We start from the raw sequence: 15,756 nt of genomic DNA on the forward strand, positions 1-15,756 counted from the left end.
AGTCATTGGCGATTCACCCAAGCATCGTACTAGGTGAGAGTGAGTGACATGAAGCAAGAGAATGTGGGTGCCAATCTCGTTTCCGGGACGAGACGTCGAGCGGGGGGACTGGCGGTCGCCGCAATGGCCGTCGCGCTGTCGAATGCGCCGTCCCGAGCCCAGAGCGTAATCAATCCGGATGCGGATTCCGTCCTGCGCGCCATGACCGATCAGTTGCAGGCACTGCAGGAGTTCTCTGTCGAATACGATACAGACCATGAGGTCGTCCAGCTGGACGGGGAGAAAATCCAGTACAGCGCGTCGGGGCGGATTGCGTTGTCCCGGTTCGCGGGCTTCCATATGACCCGGCAGGGCCCGTTTGCGGATACCGAGATCAGCTTCGATGGCAAGGTCGTTTCCCTCTATGGCAAGCGGCTTAACGTCTACGCCCGGATCGACAGTCCTGGCCCCTCGATCGACGAAGCGGTCGCGGAGATTCGGGCGGCGACAGGATTTGACGCCGCCGGGGCCGACTTCCTGTCCGCCGATCCGTATGTCTCGCTGACGGAAGGCGTCGTTTCGGGATCGTTGGTCGGCACCGCCTTCGTGGGCGGCATGCTGTGCGATCATCTGGCGTTTCGGAACGATGACGTGGACTGGCAGCTCTGGATCAGCAAGGGCGAGCAGAACCTGCCATTGAAGTACGTGATCACCACAAAATGGGTGACAGGTTCGCCACAATACACGCTGCGGTTCCGAAATTGGGGCACAGGCGGCGTTAGCTCGAAATCGTTCGAGTTCAAGCCGCCGGTCGAGGCAAGCAAGGTGGACGTGGTCCACGCCGATGTCATCGGCGACCTGCTCCTGGAGGCACAGCAATGAGCATGAAGCGGACCTCCGTAAAATATATCTCGGCTGCGGCCATCATGGCCGCCCTCGCAACCGTTGACGGCTGGACTGCAAGACAGTCGGGCCACGGCGCGGTCTTCATCGGCAATGCCCAGGCGCGCGTCGGCCGGCCGCTGACCCCCGCCAGCGTCGCCGGCGTCGCGCGGCGCACCACGCGCCGGACGATACGGCGTTCGGCGATCTACGTGGCCGCCCTGCCTGCCGCATGCGTGAAGACGAGCGTCAGCGGTACGGTTTTATGGCAGTGCGGAGGAATCTATTACGAGCCCTATGGCGGCCGCTACGTCGTCGTCTACGTGGACTGATTCCAGCAATTAGCGAAAATCACATATCGAATTGATATTGAAGGACAGGATCATGAAAATCGCCCGCAAATACGGCCCCATTGCCGCAGCGTTCGTTACCGCGTTGGCCGTCACGACATCGTATGCGCAGTCACCGACGCCTGGCTACAACACCAAAATTCCCGAGCAAATCCTGACGCCGGACAAAGTCGAATCGAGCATAGGGACGCTGAATTTCGCGGACGGCGTGCCCACCGCAGAGACCGCCGGGAAAGTCTACGACTACCTCGACACCCTCCGCGGCGTCGAGGTCTTCCTCAATTTCATGCCGGCAGCCAGCCTGGAGGCCCTCCGGATGGGCAATGCCGAAATGGGCGCGACCAAGGCCAACCAAGCGCTCATCTTCGACCAACTGCTCGACTCCAACCCCCTTCTGCTCACCGGCAACACGGACACCGTCTACTGCTCCGTGTTCCTCGACCTGGAGACCGACGGGCCGACTGTCGTCGAGGTTCCGCCCGGCACCGGCCCCGGCACTGTCAACGACGCGTTCTTCCGCTTCGTCATCGACATGGGCGCGCCCGGTCCGGACCAGGGCAAGGGCGGCAAGTACCTCATCGTCCCGGCGGACTACAAGGGCGACCTCCCGAAGGATAAGAGCGAGGGCGGCGACTACTATGTGGCGCGCTCTCCGTCTCATGTGAACTGGCTGATCCTTCGCGGCTTCCTCGTCGACGGCAAGCCGGACGCAGCGTCAAAGCTGTTCCGCGAGGGACTCAAGGTCTACCCGCTCGCCAAGAAGAGCAATCCGCCGAAGATGGAGTTCCTCGACGGCTCGAAGGTCGCCTTCAACACGGTCCACGCAAACACTTTCGAGTTCTACAAGGAGCTCGACCACGTCATCCAGAAGGAACCGATCGACCTGTTCGATCCCGAATTGCGGGGCCTGGCGGCTGGCATCGGCATTCGCAAGGGCAGATCGTTCGCCCCTGACGATCGGATGACGAAGATTCTGACCGACGCCGTCGGCATCGGCAACGCCACGGCGCGGTCGATTGCTTTCCACAACCGCGATCCTCGCTCTCCGTTGTATCCGAACAGCCAATGGAGGAGCGGTTTCGTCGGCAGCGATTATCGCTGGATTGACCTCGACGGCGTTTCTGGCCGCAACAAGGATGCCCGCACCAACTTCTTCTATATGGCCACGGTAAACACGCCGGCAATGGCCGCGAAATTGATCGGCAAGGGGTCGCAATATGCCCTGATTACCGCCGACGCTACCGGTAACGCCTTCGATGGCGCAAAGACCTACCGGTTGAACGTACCGTCCAACCCTCCGGCAAAGGACTTCTGGTCGGTCGTGCTCTACGATCCCCAGACACGCTCCGAACTGCAGACGAGCCAGCCCTTCCCAAGCAGGAACAGCAAGCGCGACAAACTGGTCGCCAACGCCGACGGCTCGGTCGATCTCTACTTTGGACCCAAGGCTCCCGCGGGCAAGGACAGCAACTGGATCGAGACGGTTCCGGGCAAGGGCTGGTTCTCGCTCCTCCGCCTCTACGGTCCGCTCGAACCCTGGTTCGACAAGACCTGGCGGCCGGGCGAGATCGAAGAGGTGAGATAACTGCGAGGAGCGGCACATCCGGGTGCGGCGCATCTACGAACCCAAAGGAAGTCTAGAATGATTACGAAACGCGATCTGCTTCGCTCTGCTGCGATAGGGGCACTCGTCGCCGCGACAGCGAACTCCACTGCGGTGATTGCGCAGGACAAGGCCGAATGGCCGAGTCCGCTGGAGGCCAAGGACATCGCCGAAGAAGGCTTCATCTACGGCTTACCGCTGGTGATGAACTATGCGGTCATGCAGGAGTTCGCTGTAAACAGGGACTCGGGTCAGTTCAAGGCACCGTTCAACGAAATCAACAACATGCACCAGGTCGCCAGCCCCGAGGACACGGCAATCATCACGCCGAACAGCGACACCCCTTACTCGATCCTTTGGCTGGATTTGCGTGCTGAACCGATGGTTATCTCCGTGCCGGCGGTTGAAAAGGACCGCTACTACTCGGTTCAGCTCATCGACGGCAACACCTACAATATCGGATATATCGGCTCTCGCGCCACCGGGACCGAGCCAGGCTCCTATCTCGTTGTCGGACCCGACTGGAAAGGCGAGAAGCCCAAGGGCATCAAGCAGGTCTTCCGATCGACCACCCCGTTCGTATTCGCCAACTTTCGGACCCAGCTTATCAACGTAGAAGACATGCCGAACGTGGAAAAGGTGCAGGCCGGCTACAAGGCGCAGCCGCTTTCCGCATTCCTGAAACAACCCGCCCCGACCGCCGCGCCGGAGATCGCGTTCGTTCCTGCCAGCACCGCCGGGATCAAGGACAACTTCTTCCAATATCTCGACGCGGCCCTGCAATTCGTTCCCGAGACCTCAAGGGACCAGGCGATCCGTGCGAAGCTAGCCACGATAGGCATCGGCCCGGGCAAGACCTTCGAGTTCAAGGAACTATCGCTCGAACACAAAGCCGAGATGCTGATAGGCGTGAAGCAGGGTGACGATAAAATCAACAAATGGCTGGCCAGCGGAAACAAACCCATCAACGGCTGGAACGTCAGCTCGCTTCTTGGCGACGAGGTCTTCTTCAACGGCGATTGGTTGAGGCGGGCCGGAGCTGCAAAGGCTGGCCTCTATGGCAACGATGCAGTAGAGGCCATGTACCCCTTCACCAGAACGGATGCGACCGGGGAACCGCTCGACGGCAGCAAGCACAAGTACACACTCACCTTTCCACCCGGCCAGTTGCCGCCTGTGAATGCGTTCTGGTCCGTTACGATGTATGACGGCAAGAGCCAGTTCCTGGTCAAGAACCCGATCAATCGCTACCTCATCAATTCTCCGATGTTGCCGGGGATGCAGAGGGACGCGGACGGCTCGCTGACGCTGTACATTCAAAAAGACAACCCCGGTGCGGGCAAGGAAGCAAATTGGCTTCCGGCCCCGGATGGCACAATCTATCTGGTGATGCGGCTATATTGGCCGAAGACTACGCCACCCTCGATCCTTCCTGCGGGCAAAGGGACATGGCAGCCACCCGGCGTGAAACGGGTCTCTTAGAGACATGCCGGCACGGTTCAGCCAATTGCGGGTGAAACTTGGCCTCGCCCCGGAAGCCCTGTCACGCGCCTCTTCGGCGGTTCGCCAGTCGGGAGTCACCGTAAAGGGTCGAATGATCGAGATTTACGACAGGCACGCGCTGGAGCGCTTCTGACGCGGCGCTACACGCGATGGATTGAAGGATCCAATGCAATCTTCTTGCGTCCGGCCACGGATGCACATCTTTCGGTGAGTCCGGTCCCAGAAGACTGCGGTTGGCTGGTCTCCTAACCACGTCACGCGAGGATGGGGGAGCCATGTGCCGTGCCTCGGAGCACCGAACCACAAGTCTAGGTGCGTATCGGCAAAGATCGGCTGAAGCCTTGATTTGTTCCCTCGGGAGATAGATGATCGTTGTCAGGGGCCTTTCATGACGAGGGAGCACCTTCATGGGACAGTTGACGACGCGTGAACGGGACCTGGCCGCGGCAATACTGCTCGTCCTGGCTATTGTCGGTATTGCCATGGCGGCGGCCGGCCAGTTCGACCCGCTCGGAGTACACGGAGCGGTTGTTCTCCTTTATAGCCTTGCATTGCTGTACCTCATCATGTCCAGCTCGTTTGGACCTCCCCCGGACCCGTCGCGCATCTCGCGCTACTACGACGATCCCATTAAGGTCGGCGTCTGGTTCACACTGTTCTGGGCGATCTTCGGGATGTTCATCGGCGTCTGGGCGGCGGCGCAGCTTGCCTGGCCGAGCCTCAATTTCGACACGGCCTGGGCGAGCTTCGGGCGGATCAGGCCCGCTCATACAACCGGGGTCATTTTCGGGTTCGGCGGCAACGCCCTGATCGCAACCTCGTTCCATGTGGTTCAAAGGACCTCGCGCGCCCGGCTGGCAGATCAACTCAGTCCGTGGTTCGTGCTGTTCGGCTACAACCTCTTCTGCATCCTGGCCGTGACCGGCTATTTCATGGGCGTGACGCAATCGAAGGAATATGCCGAGGCCGAATGGTATGCCGACCTCTGGCTCGTCATCGTCTGGGTCACCTATTTCATCCTCTACATTCGTACGCTGGCGCGCCGCAGGGAGCCTCACATCTACGTCGCCAACTGGTACTACATGGCCTTTATCGTGGTCGTGGCGATATTGCACATCATCAACAACCTGACAGTGCCGGTCTCGCTCGGCCATGCCAAGAGCTACACGATCTGGTCGGGCGTGCAGGATTCGATGGTGCAGTGGTGGTACGGTCACAATGCGGTGGCTTTCTTCCTGACGGCAGGCTTCCTTGCGATGCTCTACTACTACCTGCCGAAACGTGCCGAGCGACCCATCTTTTCCTATCGGCTGTCGATCCTCAGCTTTTGGGGCATAACCTTCTTTTACATGTGGGCCGGCTCCCACCACCTGCACTACACGGCCCTGCCGCATTGGGTGCAGAACCTCGGCATGACATTCTCTGTGATGCTGTTGGTTCCCTCATGGGCATCGGCCGGCAATGCCCTGCTGACGCTGAACGGCGCGTGGCACAAGGTTCACGACGACGCGACGCTGCGCTTTATCATGATGGCCGCCTTCTTCTACGGCCTCTCGACCTTCGAGGGATCGTTTCTCGCGGTTCGCCCCGTCAATTCGCTGTCGCACTATACCGACTGGACCGTCGGACATGTCCATGCGGGGGCCCTGGGCTGGGTAGCGTTGATCACCTACGGCTCGCTTTACACGCTCGTGCCTGCGATCTGGAAGCGCGAAAGGATGTATTCGGCAGCCCTCGTTGAGGTCCATTTCTGGCTCGCCTTCGCCGGCACCGTAATCTACGTCTTCGCAATGTGGAACTCGGGCATCATCCAGGGCCTGATGTGGAGAACATATACGGGGGACGGGACGCTCGCCTATTCTTTCGTGGATTCCCTCGTGGCGATGTACCCCTACTATATCGCCCGTGCCTTCGGCGGCCTGCTGTTCCTGATCGGAGCTGTCGTTGCCACCTACAACATCTGGATGACAGTTCGCGGCGTCCCCGCTCTGGCTGAATGGCACGGCGATGTTCCGGTCGCCGCACCGTTGCCGGAAGGCGCGGCAACGGGACCGGCGGAGTAGGAGCATGCGCGAACTTATCCATCGAAAGCTCGAGCGGACGGCCATCGGATTTGTGCTGGCGATCATCTTGGCGGCAAGCGTCGGCGGCATCGTGGAGATCGCTCCGCTCTTCACCATCGACGAGACGGTGGAGGACGTCGAGGACATGCGTCTCTACACGCCGCTGGAACTCGCCGGTCGCAACATCTACATCCGCGAAGGCTGCTATGCGTGCCACAGTCAGATGATCCGCACGCTGCGGGACGAGGTGGAGCGTTATGGGCCCTTCTCGCTGGCGGTCGAATCCAAATATGACCACCCGATGCTCTGGGGATCGAAGCGGACTGGACCGGATCTCGCCAGGGTAGGAGGCAAATACTCCGATTTCTGGCATGTAGCCCACCTCACCAATCCGCGGGACGTCGTGCCGGAATCGAACATGCCGGCCTATGCCTGGCTGGCGCGGACGCCGCTCCGGCTGGACGACCTCGGCTCCCATCTGGAGGCGCAGCGAAGCGTCGGCGTGCCCTATACCGACGAGATGATCGAGAACGCCGCACGGGACGCTTTCGGTCAGGCGGTACCCGACAGCGAACAGGCTTCCGGCGTGACGGAACGCTATGGAGAAGAGACCCAGGTCAGCGCCTTCGACGGAGTGGCAACTCGGGTGACGGAAATGGATGCGCTCGTCGCGTACCTGCAGGTCCTCGGACGGCTAACCAAGGCTGCATACCAGAACACCGCGGCCCCGGAACAGGTACCCGACCCCACCAATTGAAAACGGAAGGGACAAGATCGTCATGGAGGTGACGCACGAGACGTTGGTGGAGGCGGCGAAGACCTGGGGGCTCTTCTACCTCATCGGGTTCTCGATCTGCGTGATCGTCTACGCGTTCTGGCCGGCTAACCGCGAGCGTTTCGATCGCGCCAAGAGGGGCATTCTCGATGAGGACGACCAGCCATGGACGTAGAGGAAGTCGATCCGATCAGCGGCCGCAGGACCACCGGACATGAGTGGAACGGCATCAAGGAACTGGACACGCCGGTTCCCCGAGGAGTGCTGCTTTTCCTGGTCGTCACCCATGTCTTCGCGCTCCTCTGGTGGGTGCTCCTGCCGACGTGGCCGCTCGGCACCACCTATACGAAGGGCCTGCTCGGGATCGACGAGCGGAACGTCGTCGAAGAGAAGCTCGCCGCCGCGGCTGCAGCCAGGGCGGTTTGGGAAAAGAGGATCGATACGCTCTCCTACGAGCAGATAAGGGCGGACGAACAGTTGATGGCAACGGTCCGCTCCACCGGCCATCAGTTGTTCGGCGACAACTGCGCGGTCTGCCACGGCATCGACGGAAAGGGCCGGAGCAACTATCCGGATCTGACCGACGACGATTGGCTTTGGGGCGGCGGACCGGAGGATATCGAACAGACCCTCAGGGTCGGCATTAACACGCGGCATCCCGAAAGCCGCGTTGCGCAGATGCCCTCTTTCGGACGGGAACAGATGCTTGAACGCAATCAGGTCCGTGACGTTGCCGCCTATGCCTATTCGCTGACCAATCCAGGATATTCCACCCCGGAGAACATTGGCCGGATCGAGGCGGGCAGAGAAGTGTTCCTCACCTCTTGCGCCGCCTGCCACGGCGAAAATGCGAGAGGCAGTCGCGAGGTCGGCGCTCCGAACCTGACCGACGCCTATTGGATTTATGGCGGCACGATGCAGACTATCATCGAGTCCGTCCACGGCGGGCGCCAGGGTCATATGCCGACATGGGACGAACGGCTGACATCCGCGGAGATCAAGATTCTGGCGCTCTATATCAACTCTCTGGGCGTGGAGAAACCGTGATGACGAAAGCTGCCGCCAGACGAAGCCGGTCGCTCCTAGCCTGGTGGGGCCTCGTCGCTGCGGCCATCTTTGTCGGTGCCAACGCCCACATGCTCTACGTCGCGATCGACAGCGATCCCGGCTGCGTCGCTCACTTGAAGGAAACAGGATCGGCGCCGGGACGGTACAGGGCCGCGAAATCATCCTGCTGACGTCATCGTGCACCCGTGGAGAGACATATGTCAGGGACTGGAAAGTTACAACGGTGGGTAGGCGAGGTCTCAGGCATAGAGGAGACCTGGAATCCGAAGTGGCAACGCCATCTGCCGGCGCAGGCACCCTTTGAGTGGCTCGCGAAAGGTTGGCGTGACCTGATCACTTACCCGATGCTCAGTTTGAGCTACGGGGTAGCCGTCTTTGTGGTTTCCTTCCTGATCATCTGGCTCCTGTTCGCCACCGGACGCGACTATTTCCTGTTCCCCGCAGTTGCAGGTTTTATGATCATCGCGCCACTGCTCGCGACGGGGCTCTATTTGAAGAGTTCGCGCCTCGAGCGATCCGAGCCGGTCAGTCTCGGGAGCATGCTGCGCGTCAGGCCGGTGGCCGGCGCCCAGGTGTTCTTTACCGGGCTTCTGCTCTGCATGCTCATGCTGCTGTGGATGCGCGCGGCCGTGCTCGTCTATGCCTTGTTCTTCGGGGTGCGGCCGTTTCCCGGCCTCGGGCATATCACGCAGTTGCTGCTAACGACGCCCACCGGCTGGGCCATGCTTGCAGTCGGCATTTTCATCGGCGCGCTTTTTGCCGGATTTTCCTTTGCCATCAGCGTGTTCTCCATACCGATGCTGCTCGACCAGCGCATCGATGCGTTCACGGCAATGGGCGTCAGCGTGGCGCTTGTCTGGAACAACCTCCGTCCGATGCTCGTCTGGGGCGCGATCGTGCTAGGGATGTTCCTGGTCAGCGTAGCCACGGCGATGATCGGTCTTGTCGTGATCTTCCCCTTGCTCGGGCATGCCACCTGGCACGCCTACAGAGCGGTGCGCTAGCACCATGTCCTGCTGCTCTGGTATAGCCGTCCCAAGCGCCGGTGCGGCATCACGGACGAGCATCTCCCCCGAGGAGATCCGGCTTGCGAGCCGAGACCTTGGCGACGGCCTTCGCCAAACCGCATTGACGTTGCCCGACGCGCATTGCGCCGCCTGCATTGCTGCCGTGGAAGGCGCTCTCCGGAAAATCTCCGGCGTCGAGCTTGCACGCGTGAACCTGTCCGCCCGGCGTGTCACCATCAACTGGCGCGGCAATGACGACGAGAGCCCGGATTTCGCCGCTGCGCTTGCGAAGATCGGCTATGCTTCGCATCTGGCCTCCATCGAGGAGGAGACACAGGACCCGGTGCTTGCCTCCCTTTTGAAGGCGCTCGCGGTCGCCGGTTTCTCGGCGATGAACATCATGATCCTCTCGGTATCGGTTTGGTCCGGGGCCGATCCCGCGACGCGCCATGCGTTCCACCTGGTCTCGGCGGCGCTCGCTCTGCCGGCGATCGTCTATTCCGGGAGGTTCTTCTACCGCTCGGCCTGGGCGGCGCTGCGGCATGGTCGCACCAACATGGACGTTCCGATCAGCGTCGGCGTTCTCCTCGCCTTCGCCCTGAGCGTCTACGACACCCTTCACAACGCGGCCTTTGCCTATTTCGACGCGAGCACGTCCCTCCTGTTCGTTCTGCTGGCAGGCCGAACTTTGGACCATCTGATGCGGGGCCGGGCGCGTTCCGCCGTGGGAGCGCTTGCAAGGCTCTCGCCGCGTGGCGCGAGTGTCGTCCAGGCAGACGAGGCGATTGACTACGTCCCGCTTTCCGAGATCCAGCCGGGCATGCGTCTGCTTGTCGCCGCCGGCGAGCGCGTGCCGGTCGACGGCGTTGTCGTCAAAGGCGCCTCGGAGCTTGATGCTTCGATCGTTTCAGGGGAGAGCGAGTGGAGGCGTGCCGCGCCGGGAAGCGCATTGCAGGCGGGCGTGATGAACCTCGCCAATCCGCTGACCCTCTTGGCGACCGCATCCGCCGACGGTTCCTTCCTGGCCGAGATGACCCGCATGATGGAGGCTGCCGAGAGCGGGCGCTCCACTTACCGTCGCATCGCGGATCGCGCTGCAAGCCTGTATGCGCCAGTCGTGCATGGCGTCGCCCTCCTTTCCATGGTCGCATGGCTCTTTGGAACCGGAGACCTCCACAAATCCGTCACCATTGCGATCGCCGTACTTGTCATAACCTGCCCCTGCGCCCTTGGACTTGCCGTTCCGATGGTGCAGGTAGTGGCGGTAAGGCGCCTCTTTGAACGCGGCATCATGGCGCGCGACGGATCCGCATTCGAGCGGTTGAACGAAATCGACACCGTACTCTTCGACAAGACCGGGACGCTGACCCTCGGCGAGATGCGCCTCGTCAACGCGGGCGACATACAGCCCCGGCTCCTGTCTCTGGCAGCCGCGATGGCGAGGGTCTCACGGCATCCCGCGTCCGTCGCCATCGCCTTGGCAGACCCTCGACGGCCCGTGGCCCCTGTGGAATTCGACAGCCTCGAGGAGGTTCATGGCTGCGGCATCGAGGGGCGGGCAGGGGACGCGGTCTACCGTCTCGGACGCCCGTCCTGGGCATCGACTGCAAAGCAGGTCGACTTGGGAACGTCGTCGACAACCGTGCTGTCGAAGGACGCCGAAACGATAGCGGTTTTCGCGTTCGAGGAAACCGTTCGTCCCGGTGCTCGCGAGCTTGTCCAGACGCTGCGCTCGGCCGGCCTTTCGGTGCGCATCCTTTCTGGAGATCGTAGTGCCGCGGTTTCGTCCATCGCCAGGCAATTGGACATCGAGGCGTTTTCGGCTGAGCTGCTTCCGGGTGAAAAGGTCGAGGCCATCAGGGCACTCGCGGCGACAGGCCGCAAGGTGCTGATGATCGGCGACGGTCTGAACGATGCGCCGGCGCTGGCGGCCGCGCACGTGTCGATCGCCCCCTCGTCGGCAACGGACGTCGGACGGAGCGCATCCGACTTCGTTTTTCTCGGTCAGAGCCTGCTGGCTGTCCGAGACATCATCCAGACCGCGGCGAGGGCCGACGTGCTGATCCGCCAGAACTTCGCAATGGCAATCGCCTACAACGTCGTCAGCGTGCCCTTCGCGATCGGCGGAGTGGTCACGCCGCTCGCTGCTGCGCTTGCCATGTCGCTGTCCTCGATCGTCGTCGTTGGAAACGCGCTGCGCCAAGGTGCAAAGGTTAAAAAGGGGCCGCGCACCTTCGGCGCGACCAAACCAGCCACGGTAAAGATATGAATTATCTTGCTCTCCTCGTCCCGGTTGCCTTGGCGATGGGCTTCGTCGGACTACTGGCATTCTTCTGGTCGCTGCGCTCCGGGCAGTACGATGATCTCGACGGAGCGGCCGAGAGGATCCTGCTGGACGATGAGGAGGACGAGGGACCGTTGCCGGACCCGGTCCGGGACGGAACTGCCAGCAGACGCCAGCGTTCCCCGAAAGAGGACGGTGAATCGAAGCTCTACTCCGGAGTATCCAATGCCAAACACGGATGAACGCCAGCGGGCCACTCAGGGGCCAGATCCGACACAGAAAGAGGTTCCCGACCGGCAGATTGATCCGTCGGAGTCCGTCACCCTGTTTGCAATTGCCCTTGGAGCGATCGGCGCTGTGGTCGGACTCGTCGCCGGTATCGTTTTCCTGTCGGATTCCGCTTTCGGGGCTGCCGTCCTCAATTGCCTGATTGCGGTCCTTGCTGGCGGTTCTGCGGGCGTGGTCGCCGGGGGGACTGTGGGAGCTGCGATTGGCGTCATGCGTGGGGTCAGAGTGCCCAAGCAAGTTGACGGATGACAGCCGCAATCACTTTGCCGCCTATCAATTGGCCGCGGCGAAGGCGGATATCTCTACGACACCCACGGTTGTTGATCTGGAACAATGGTTGGTTCCGGAGGCTCGTCTATTTGTAATCGCAGCGCCAGAATGGAGAATGGATGATGGCGAGAGAACGGACGGGATTGAGCCCGGCGCTGGCGCTGGTCGCCGCCTTCATGCTCTTCCTGCAGTCCGTGGTCCACGCCTTCGCCGGCCAGCCATCGGATATCCTACCATTCGACGCGTTCGGCAATTCGCTCTGCGTTACGGGCACCCCATAAAATTCAGTCAGAAAGCTCGCCGCTCTGGAAGCGATTGCTGACTGGCTTAGACCCACAGCGCCGCCGTCCCATATTGAGCCCACACGGGTCGCTTCAGCACTTTGCAATCTTTTAATCGGATACGACTTGGGGAAACATGCAGTAAGTCCGCTGGCATTTCTTCGGGTCCGTCTTGCCGCTTTGCGCCGGTGACGCTTTGCTATGGGTCGGACATGATATCCATAGGGGAGCTTTCCGTCGGTGGCGGCGCTCAGAAAAAACCATAGGCATGTTTCAGGTCCCCAGCAGCTGCGCTCACTATCTTGGTCCTCATTCGCCCCAACCAGGCGAAGAACGATGAGAAAATTTCGGCCAACCTGGCGCGGTTCACACCCACGCGAACTTCAACAGTTTGAATAATGTACTACACTTCTTGCCGAACGCCTGCTAAGATTACTTTCCTTTCCAGTATGTCTTGTTCCAGAATATAAAGAATTTAGTGCTCGGTAGCCAGATTCACAAGTCGTGAGAAGGATTTAGCCGATGTCAAACGCACACATTACGATTTTCGGAGACAGCAAATACGACCTGCGCTGGCGAAAATCTGGCCGAAATGCATCGCTATGTGAGGGCGTTGCTCGAAAACTGCTCATGGCGGGCGCCCTTGTGGCGGCCACTAATGTCCCGTGCTGGTCACAAAGCGTGGCAGACCCGGTCAAGCAGTACAGCAAAGAATCCATGCAGCAGGCCTTGCAAACCAGAGAGCAGTACGATGTCCATGGCCTAAGCTTCGACACCGGCCAGTCAACATTACAACCAGGTGCGAAGCCGCTTCTCGATGATATAGCGACCGCGCTCAAGAACTTCCCTGATTGGAGCTTGAGAATTGTCGGCCATACTGACGCAAGCGGCAGTGCAGAGAGCAATGAACGTCTTTCACTTGAGCGTGCCAACACGATCAAGGCCGCGCTGGTCGAACGAGGGATCGATGCCGGCAAGTTGCTGGCGGCGGGCGCTGGGCAGAGCCGGCCGATTGCTAGCAATGAGACCGATGAAGGAAAAGCGCTCAACCGTCGGGTCGAGCTCATGAGGTTCACCGACTCGGCCGAAGCCAAGAAGCTGCTCAAGGCCATGTCTGATTATTTGGCAGCCCAGAAAGCGATATCGTTCGCGTACGATGCAAATCTACAGGTTGTCACCAACAGTGATCAAAAACTCGGGCTGGCGAGTTCAGGGACTGTGACCCTCAGCCGGCCGGACAAGGTGCACACGACCCGTTCCGGCGGCTTTGTCGATGTCGAGTCCCTTTTCGATGGTAAGACGCTTACGCTTCTGGGAAAGAACGTCAATAAGTATACACAAGTCGAAATCCCCGGCACGGTCGATCATCTTGTAGACGAGTTGAAGGACAAGTATGGATTGCCCTTGCCTGCCGCCGACTTGTTGTTGACCAATGCATATGACGAGCTAATCCAGGGTGTTTACGATTCGAAAGACCTGGGAAGCGGCGTCATCAATGGTGCCGAGTGCGATTCGCTCGCCTTCCGCAAGGACGATGTGGATTTTCAGATCTGGGTCGCACAAGGAGCACAACCTCACCCATGCCGCTTGGTCATTACTTCCAGACTGGTCAAGGGTGGACCGGAATACAGCGTCCAGATCAGGGATTGGAAGTCTGGGGATGGGGTTACGCTGGGTGATTTTAGCTTCAAGAACCCGACTGATGCCGAAAAGATCGATGTTAACGACCTGAAGGGTACCCTAGGCGAATTGCCGGAGAATTTTGTAGGAGGAGGGGGAAAATGACCTTTTGTAAACGCATGCTAATCATCTCTCTCACCTGGGCAGGACTTTGCATCGGTGATCTTGCGCGGGACCGGTCAATTGTTTCGATCCCCAGTCTCGTCTCTTCTGCCGTTGCCAGAGTTGGTCGGCCGCTGACCCCTGTTAGTGTGGCCGGTGTCGCTCGGCGAACGACCCGGCGCTGTGCCGCGGGTGTCTATAATTGCTAGTGACGCGCTTTCGACCACCGCTCAGAACGGGTCTCGCTGGAGCGCCTCCTTGCAGCGCAGGCGGAGCTCAATGCACTCGCAAAACAACGGTTGTTCGCGAAAACGAAACTGATGCAAATAAAGCGTTCTTGCATCGGCGACAGTTAAGCCACCGTGGAGCGGATTCCGGGGGAGAATTTCATGTTCAAGAAGCTTTGTGCAGAATTTCTCGGGACGTGTTGGCTTGTTCTCGGCGGTTGCGGTAGTGCGGTGCTTGCCTCCGCATTTCCGCAGGTTGGCATCGGCTTGCTCGGGGTCTCCTTCGCATTCGGTCTCACTGTTCTGACCATGGCATATACGGTCGGCGGAATTTCCGGCGGGCATTTCAATCCTGCCGTGTCGCTGGGGCTTGCCGTGGCCGGCAGAGTTCCGGCCGCCAGCCTGGTCAGCTACGTCATCGCGCAGGTCGCAGGCGCGATCATTGCTGCCGGTGCTTTACGTGATTGCTACCGGCAAGGCGGATTTCCAGCTGGGGAGCTTCGCCGCGAACGGCTACGGCGAGCACTCGCCGGGTGGCTATTCGCTGACGGCAGCGCTCGTCACGGAGGTCGTGATGACATTCTTCTTCCTCATCATCATTCTCGGCTCGACGCATCGTCGGGTGCCAGCGGGCTTCGCGCCGATTGCGATCGGCCTCGCTCTCACCTTGATCCATCTTGTCTCCATCCCGGTCACCAATACCTCGGTGAACCCGGCGCGCTCGACCGGACAGGCGCTGTTCGTCGGCGGCTGGGCGCTTTCCCAACTCTGGCTCTTCTGGATTGCGCCGCTTTTCGGTGCAGCAATCGCCGGGATCGTCTGGAAGAGCGTTGGCGAGGAGTTTAGACCGGTAGACTAGACCGGCTCGACGATGCGTCGCTGCCAAGCGCCCAGCGTCTTATCAGACGCACAAGGGGCGTTGTAGCATCTTGAATTGCTGCATGTTTCCTTGAATCAGTTCCCATCTAAGCAAACAATGCAGCCGAACGACAGGATTAGCCCGCACGCGGGGGATGGTGTATTACCGCATGCGAACTTTGCGAGTGTTCGCCTTTCACTCAAAAGGAGAGCTGTCCGACCCAAGTTTTTCAAAGCGGGCATGTTTATCGTCGAGCGTGCGGCGAAATCACTCGAGAACGTCGCTGCGGCGCGTTTCGAATTCGTTACGCACCAGTGCGTTGCTCTGGATCGCATAGTTGCAGCGGGCGACGAATGTCTTTCGGCCAGACCAAGGCGGCGATCGAGCGGACGCGAGTGTGCGCCTGAAATCTGGCGCGCGCTGCGACGAAGGCGTTCCGCGTGCGAGCGCCTACCACTCCAAGTGCAAGGCGAGGTCGATCGCCCCGATCAGCCGCGACGAAGCCCCGAAACCAGAGCGGGACAGCAGTTTTCCG

The 15,756-nt window shown here is 60.4% G+C and carries 17 protein-coding genes and 1 pseudogene; all 18 read left to right on the forward strand.

Annotation, left to right across the window (positions count from 1 at the left end):
• The first annotated feature begins 123 nt into the window (after nucleotides 1–123).
• The 18 genes and pseudogenes from PZL22_RS29555 to aqpZ all read left to right on the forward strand — a co-directional run bounded on the left by PZL22_RS29555 (nucleotide 124) and on the right by aqpZ (nucleotide 15,221).
• On the forward strand, nucleotides 124–861 hold the full coding sequence (locus tag PZL22_RS29555) for a DUF2092 domain-containing protein (protein ID WP_040120827.1): 738 nt from the start codon (nucleotides 124–126) through the stop codon (nucleotides 859–861).
• Nucleotides 858–1,193: a hypothetical protein gene (locus PZL22_RS29560; protein WP_014528370.1), complete on the forward strand. Its 336-nt coding sequence runs from the start codon at nucleotides 858–860 to the stop codon at nucleotides 1,191–1,193. Before PZL22_RS29555 ends, PZL22_RS29560 begins: the two co-directional genes overlap by 4 nt.
• Nucleotides 1,194–1,245: 52 nt before the next feature.
• On the forward strand, nucleotides 1,246–2,796 hold the full coding sequence (locus PZL22_RS29565) for a DUF1254 domain-containing protein (protein WP_040120826.1): 1,551 nt from the start codon (nucleotides 1,246–1,248) through the stop codon (nucleotides 2,794–2,796).
• Nucleotides 2,797–2,853: 57 nt separating this feature from the next.
• Nucleotides 2,854–4,296: a DUF1254 domain-containing protein gene (locus PZL22_RS29570; RefSeq protein WP_088203585.1), complete on the forward strand. Its 1,443-nt coding sequence runs from the start codon at nucleotides 2,854–2,856 to the stop codon at nucleotides 4,294–4,296.
• A gap of 4 nt (nucleotides 4,297–4,300) precedes the next feature.
• Complete coding sequence (locus tag PZL22_RS29575; RefSeq protein ID WP_017267631.1) at nucleotides 4,301–4,450, forward strand: hypothetical protein; 150 nt, start codon at nucleotides 4,301–4,303, stop codon at nucleotides 4,448–4,450.
• A 274-nt stretch (nucleotides 4,451–4,724) separates the two neighbouring features.
• Nucleotides 4,725–6,380 (forward strand): cytochrome-c oxidase, cbb3-type subunit I, encoded by a 1,656-nt coding sequence (ccoN, locus tag PZL22_RS29580; protein ID WP_284718733.1) that lies wholly within the window; start codon nucleotides 4,725–4,727, stop codon nucleotides 6,378–6,380.
• Between the two features lie 4 nt (nucleotides 6,381–6,384).
• Entirely contained in the window at nucleotides 6,385–7,137 is a 753-nt protein-coding gene (gene ccoO / locus PZL22_RS29585) for a cytochrome-c oxidase, cbb3-type subunit II (RefSeq protein ID WP_014528374.1), read from the forward strand.
• A 22-nt stretch (nucleotides 7,138–7,159) separates the two neighbouring features.
• Nucleotides 7,160–7,330, forward strand: coding sequence for a CcoQ/FixQ family Cbb3-type cytochrome c oxidase assembly chaperone (locus PZL22_RS29590; protein ID WP_014528375.1), 171 nt, complete (start codon nucleotides 7,160–7,162; stop codon nucleotides 7,328–7,330).
• Nucleotides 7,321–8,202 carry a cytochrome-c oxidase, cbb3-type subunit III gene (gene ccoP, locus PZL22_RS29595; RefSeq protein WP_127700882.1) on the forward strand — a complete coding sequence of 294 codons (882 nt, stop codon included), beginning with the start codon at nucleotides 7,321–7,323 and terminating at the stop codon, nucleotides 8,200–8,202. The genes PZL22_RS29590 and ccoP overlap by 10 nt, the downstream gene beginning before the upstream one ends.
• Entirely contained in the window at nucleotides 8,202–8,393 is a 192-nt protein-coding gene (locus PZL22_RS29600) for a hypothetical protein (protein WP_014528376.1), read from the forward strand. The genes ccoP and PZL22_RS29600 overlap by 1 nt, the downstream gene beginning before the upstream one ends.
• A 27-nt stretch (nucleotides 8,394–8,420) precedes the next feature.
• Entirely contained in the window at nucleotides 8,421–9,227 is an 807-nt protein-coding gene (locus PZL22_RS29605; protein WP_010967317.1) for a DUF2189 domain-containing protein, read from the forward strand.
• A gap of 4 nt (nucleotides 9,228–9,231) precedes the next feature.
• The gene (locus PZL22_RS29610; RefSeq protein WP_014528377.1) at nucleotides 9,232–11,499 is read left to right on the forward strand and encodes a cation-translocating P-type ATPase; all 2,268 of its coding nucleotides are present in this window, start codon (nucleotides 9,232–9,234) and stop codon (nucleotides 11,497–11,499) included.
• On the forward strand, nucleotides 11,496–11,756 hold the full coding sequence (ccoS, locus tag PZL22_RS29615; RefSeq protein WP_010967319.1) for a cbb3-type cytochrome oxidase assembly protein CcoS: 261 nt from the start codon (nucleotides 11,496–11,498) through the stop codon (nucleotides 11,754–11,756). Before PZL22_RS29610 ends, ccoS begins: the two co-directional genes overlap by 4 nt.
• Nucleotides 11,740–12,051: a hypothetical protein gene (locus PZL22_RS29620; RefSeq protein WP_284718734.1), complete on the forward strand. Its 312-nt coding sequence runs from the start codon at nucleotides 11,740–11,742 to the stop codon at nucleotides 12,049–12,051. Before ccoS ends, PZL22_RS29620 begins: the two co-directional genes overlap by 17 nt.
• Nucleotides 12,052–12,194: 143 nt before the next feature.
• Entirely contained in the window at nucleotides 12,195–12,353 is a 159-nt protein-coding gene (locus PZL22_RS29625; RefSeq protein ID WP_164820661.1) for a hypothetical protein, read from the forward strand.
• Nucleotides 12,354–12,983: 630 nt separating this feature from the next.
• On the forward strand, nucleotides 12,984–14,138 hold the full coding sequence (locus tag PZL22_RS29630; RefSeq protein ID WP_017266934.1) for a DUF2092 domain-containing protein: 1,155 nt from the start codon (nucleotides 12,984–12,986) through the stop codon (nucleotides 14,136–14,138).
• Nucleotides 14,135–14,344, forward strand: a complete 210-nt coding sequence (locus PZL22_RS29635) for a hypothetical protein (RefSeq protein WP_127700880.1) — start codon at nucleotides 14,135–14,137, stop codon at nucleotides 14,342–14,344. Before PZL22_RS29630 ends, PZL22_RS29635 begins: the two co-directional genes overlap by 4 nt.
• A gap of 180 nt (nucleotides 14,345–14,524) precedes the next feature.
• Nucleotides 14,525–15,221, forward strand: a pseudogene (gene aqpZ, locus PZL22_RS29640) (aquaporin Z).
• The last annotated feature ends 535 nt before the right edge of the window (nucleotides 15,222–15,756 follow it).

Origin of the sequence: Ensifer meliloti, from assembly GCF_030064585.1 — a bacterium.
Lineage (GTDB): Bacteria > Pseudomonadota > Alphaproteobacteria > Rhizobiales > Rhizobiaceae > Sinorhizobium > Sinorhizobium meliloti.

Coding starts and splice junctions, on each gene's coding strand:
- PZL22_RS29555 (WP_040120827.1), top strand. CDS start 124: ATGGCCGTCGCGCTGTCGAATGCGCCGTCCCGAGCCCAGAGCGTAATC.
- PZL22_RS29560 (WP_014528370.1), top strand. CDS start 858: ATGAGCATGAAGCGGACCTCCGTAAAATATATCTCGGCTGCGGCCATC.
- PZL22_RS29565 (WP_040120826.1), top strand. CDS start 1,246: ATGAAAATCGCCCGCAAATACGGCCCCATTGCCGCAGCGTTCGTTACC.
- PZL22_RS29570 (WP_088203585.1), top strand. CDS start 2,854: ATGATTACGAAACGCGATCTGCTTCGCTCTGCTGCGATAGGGGCACTC.
- PZL22_RS29575 (WP_017267631.1), top strand. CDS start 4,301: ATGCCGGCACGGTTCAGCCAATTGCGGGTGAAACTTGGCCTCGCCCCG.
- ccoN (WP_284718733.1), top strand. CDS start 4,725: ATGGGACAGTTGACGACGCGTGAACGGGACCTGGCCGCGGCAATACTG.
- ccoO (WP_014528374.1), top strand. CDS start 6,385: ATGCGCGAACTTATCCATCGAAAGCTCGAGCGGACGGCCATCGGATTT.
- PZL22_RS29590 (WP_014528375.1), top strand. CDS start 7,160: ATGGAGGTGACGCACGAGACGTTGGTGGAGGCGGCGAAGACCTGGGGG.
- ccoP (WP_127700882.1), top strand. CDS start 7,321: ATGGACGTAGAGGAAGTCGATCCGATCAGCGGCCGCAGGACCACCGGA.
- PZL22_RS29600 (WP_014528376.1), top strand. CDS start 8,202: ATGACGAAAGCTGCCGCCAGACGAAGCCGGTCGCTCCTAGCCTGGTGG.
- PZL22_RS29605 (WP_010967317.1), top strand. CDS start 8,421: ATGTCAGGGACTGGAAAGTTACAACGGTGGGTAGGCGAGGTCTCAGGC.
- PZL22_RS29610 (WP_014528377.1), top strand. CDS start 9,232: ATGTCCTGCTGCTCTGGTATAGCCGTCCCAAGCGCCGGTGCGGCATCA.
- ccoS (WP_010967319.1), top strand. CDS start 11,496: ATGAATTATCTTGCTCTCCTCGTCCCGGTTGCCTTGGCGATGGGCTTC.
- PZL22_RS29620 (WP_284718734.1), top strand. CDS start 11,740: ATGCCAAACACGGATGAACGCCAGCGGGCCACTCAGGGGCCAGATCCG.
- PZL22_RS29625 (WP_164820661.1), top strand. CDS start 12,195: ATGGCGAGAGAACGGACGGGATTGAGCCCGGCGCTGGCGCTGGTCGCC.
- PZL22_RS29630 (WP_017266934.1), top strand. CDS start 12,984: ATGGCGGGCGCCCTTGTGGCGGCCACTAATGTCCCGTGCTGGTCACAA.
- PZL22_RS29635 (WP_127700880.1), top strand. CDS start 14,135: ATGACCTTTTGTAAACGCATGCTAATCATCTCTCTCACCTGGGCAGGA.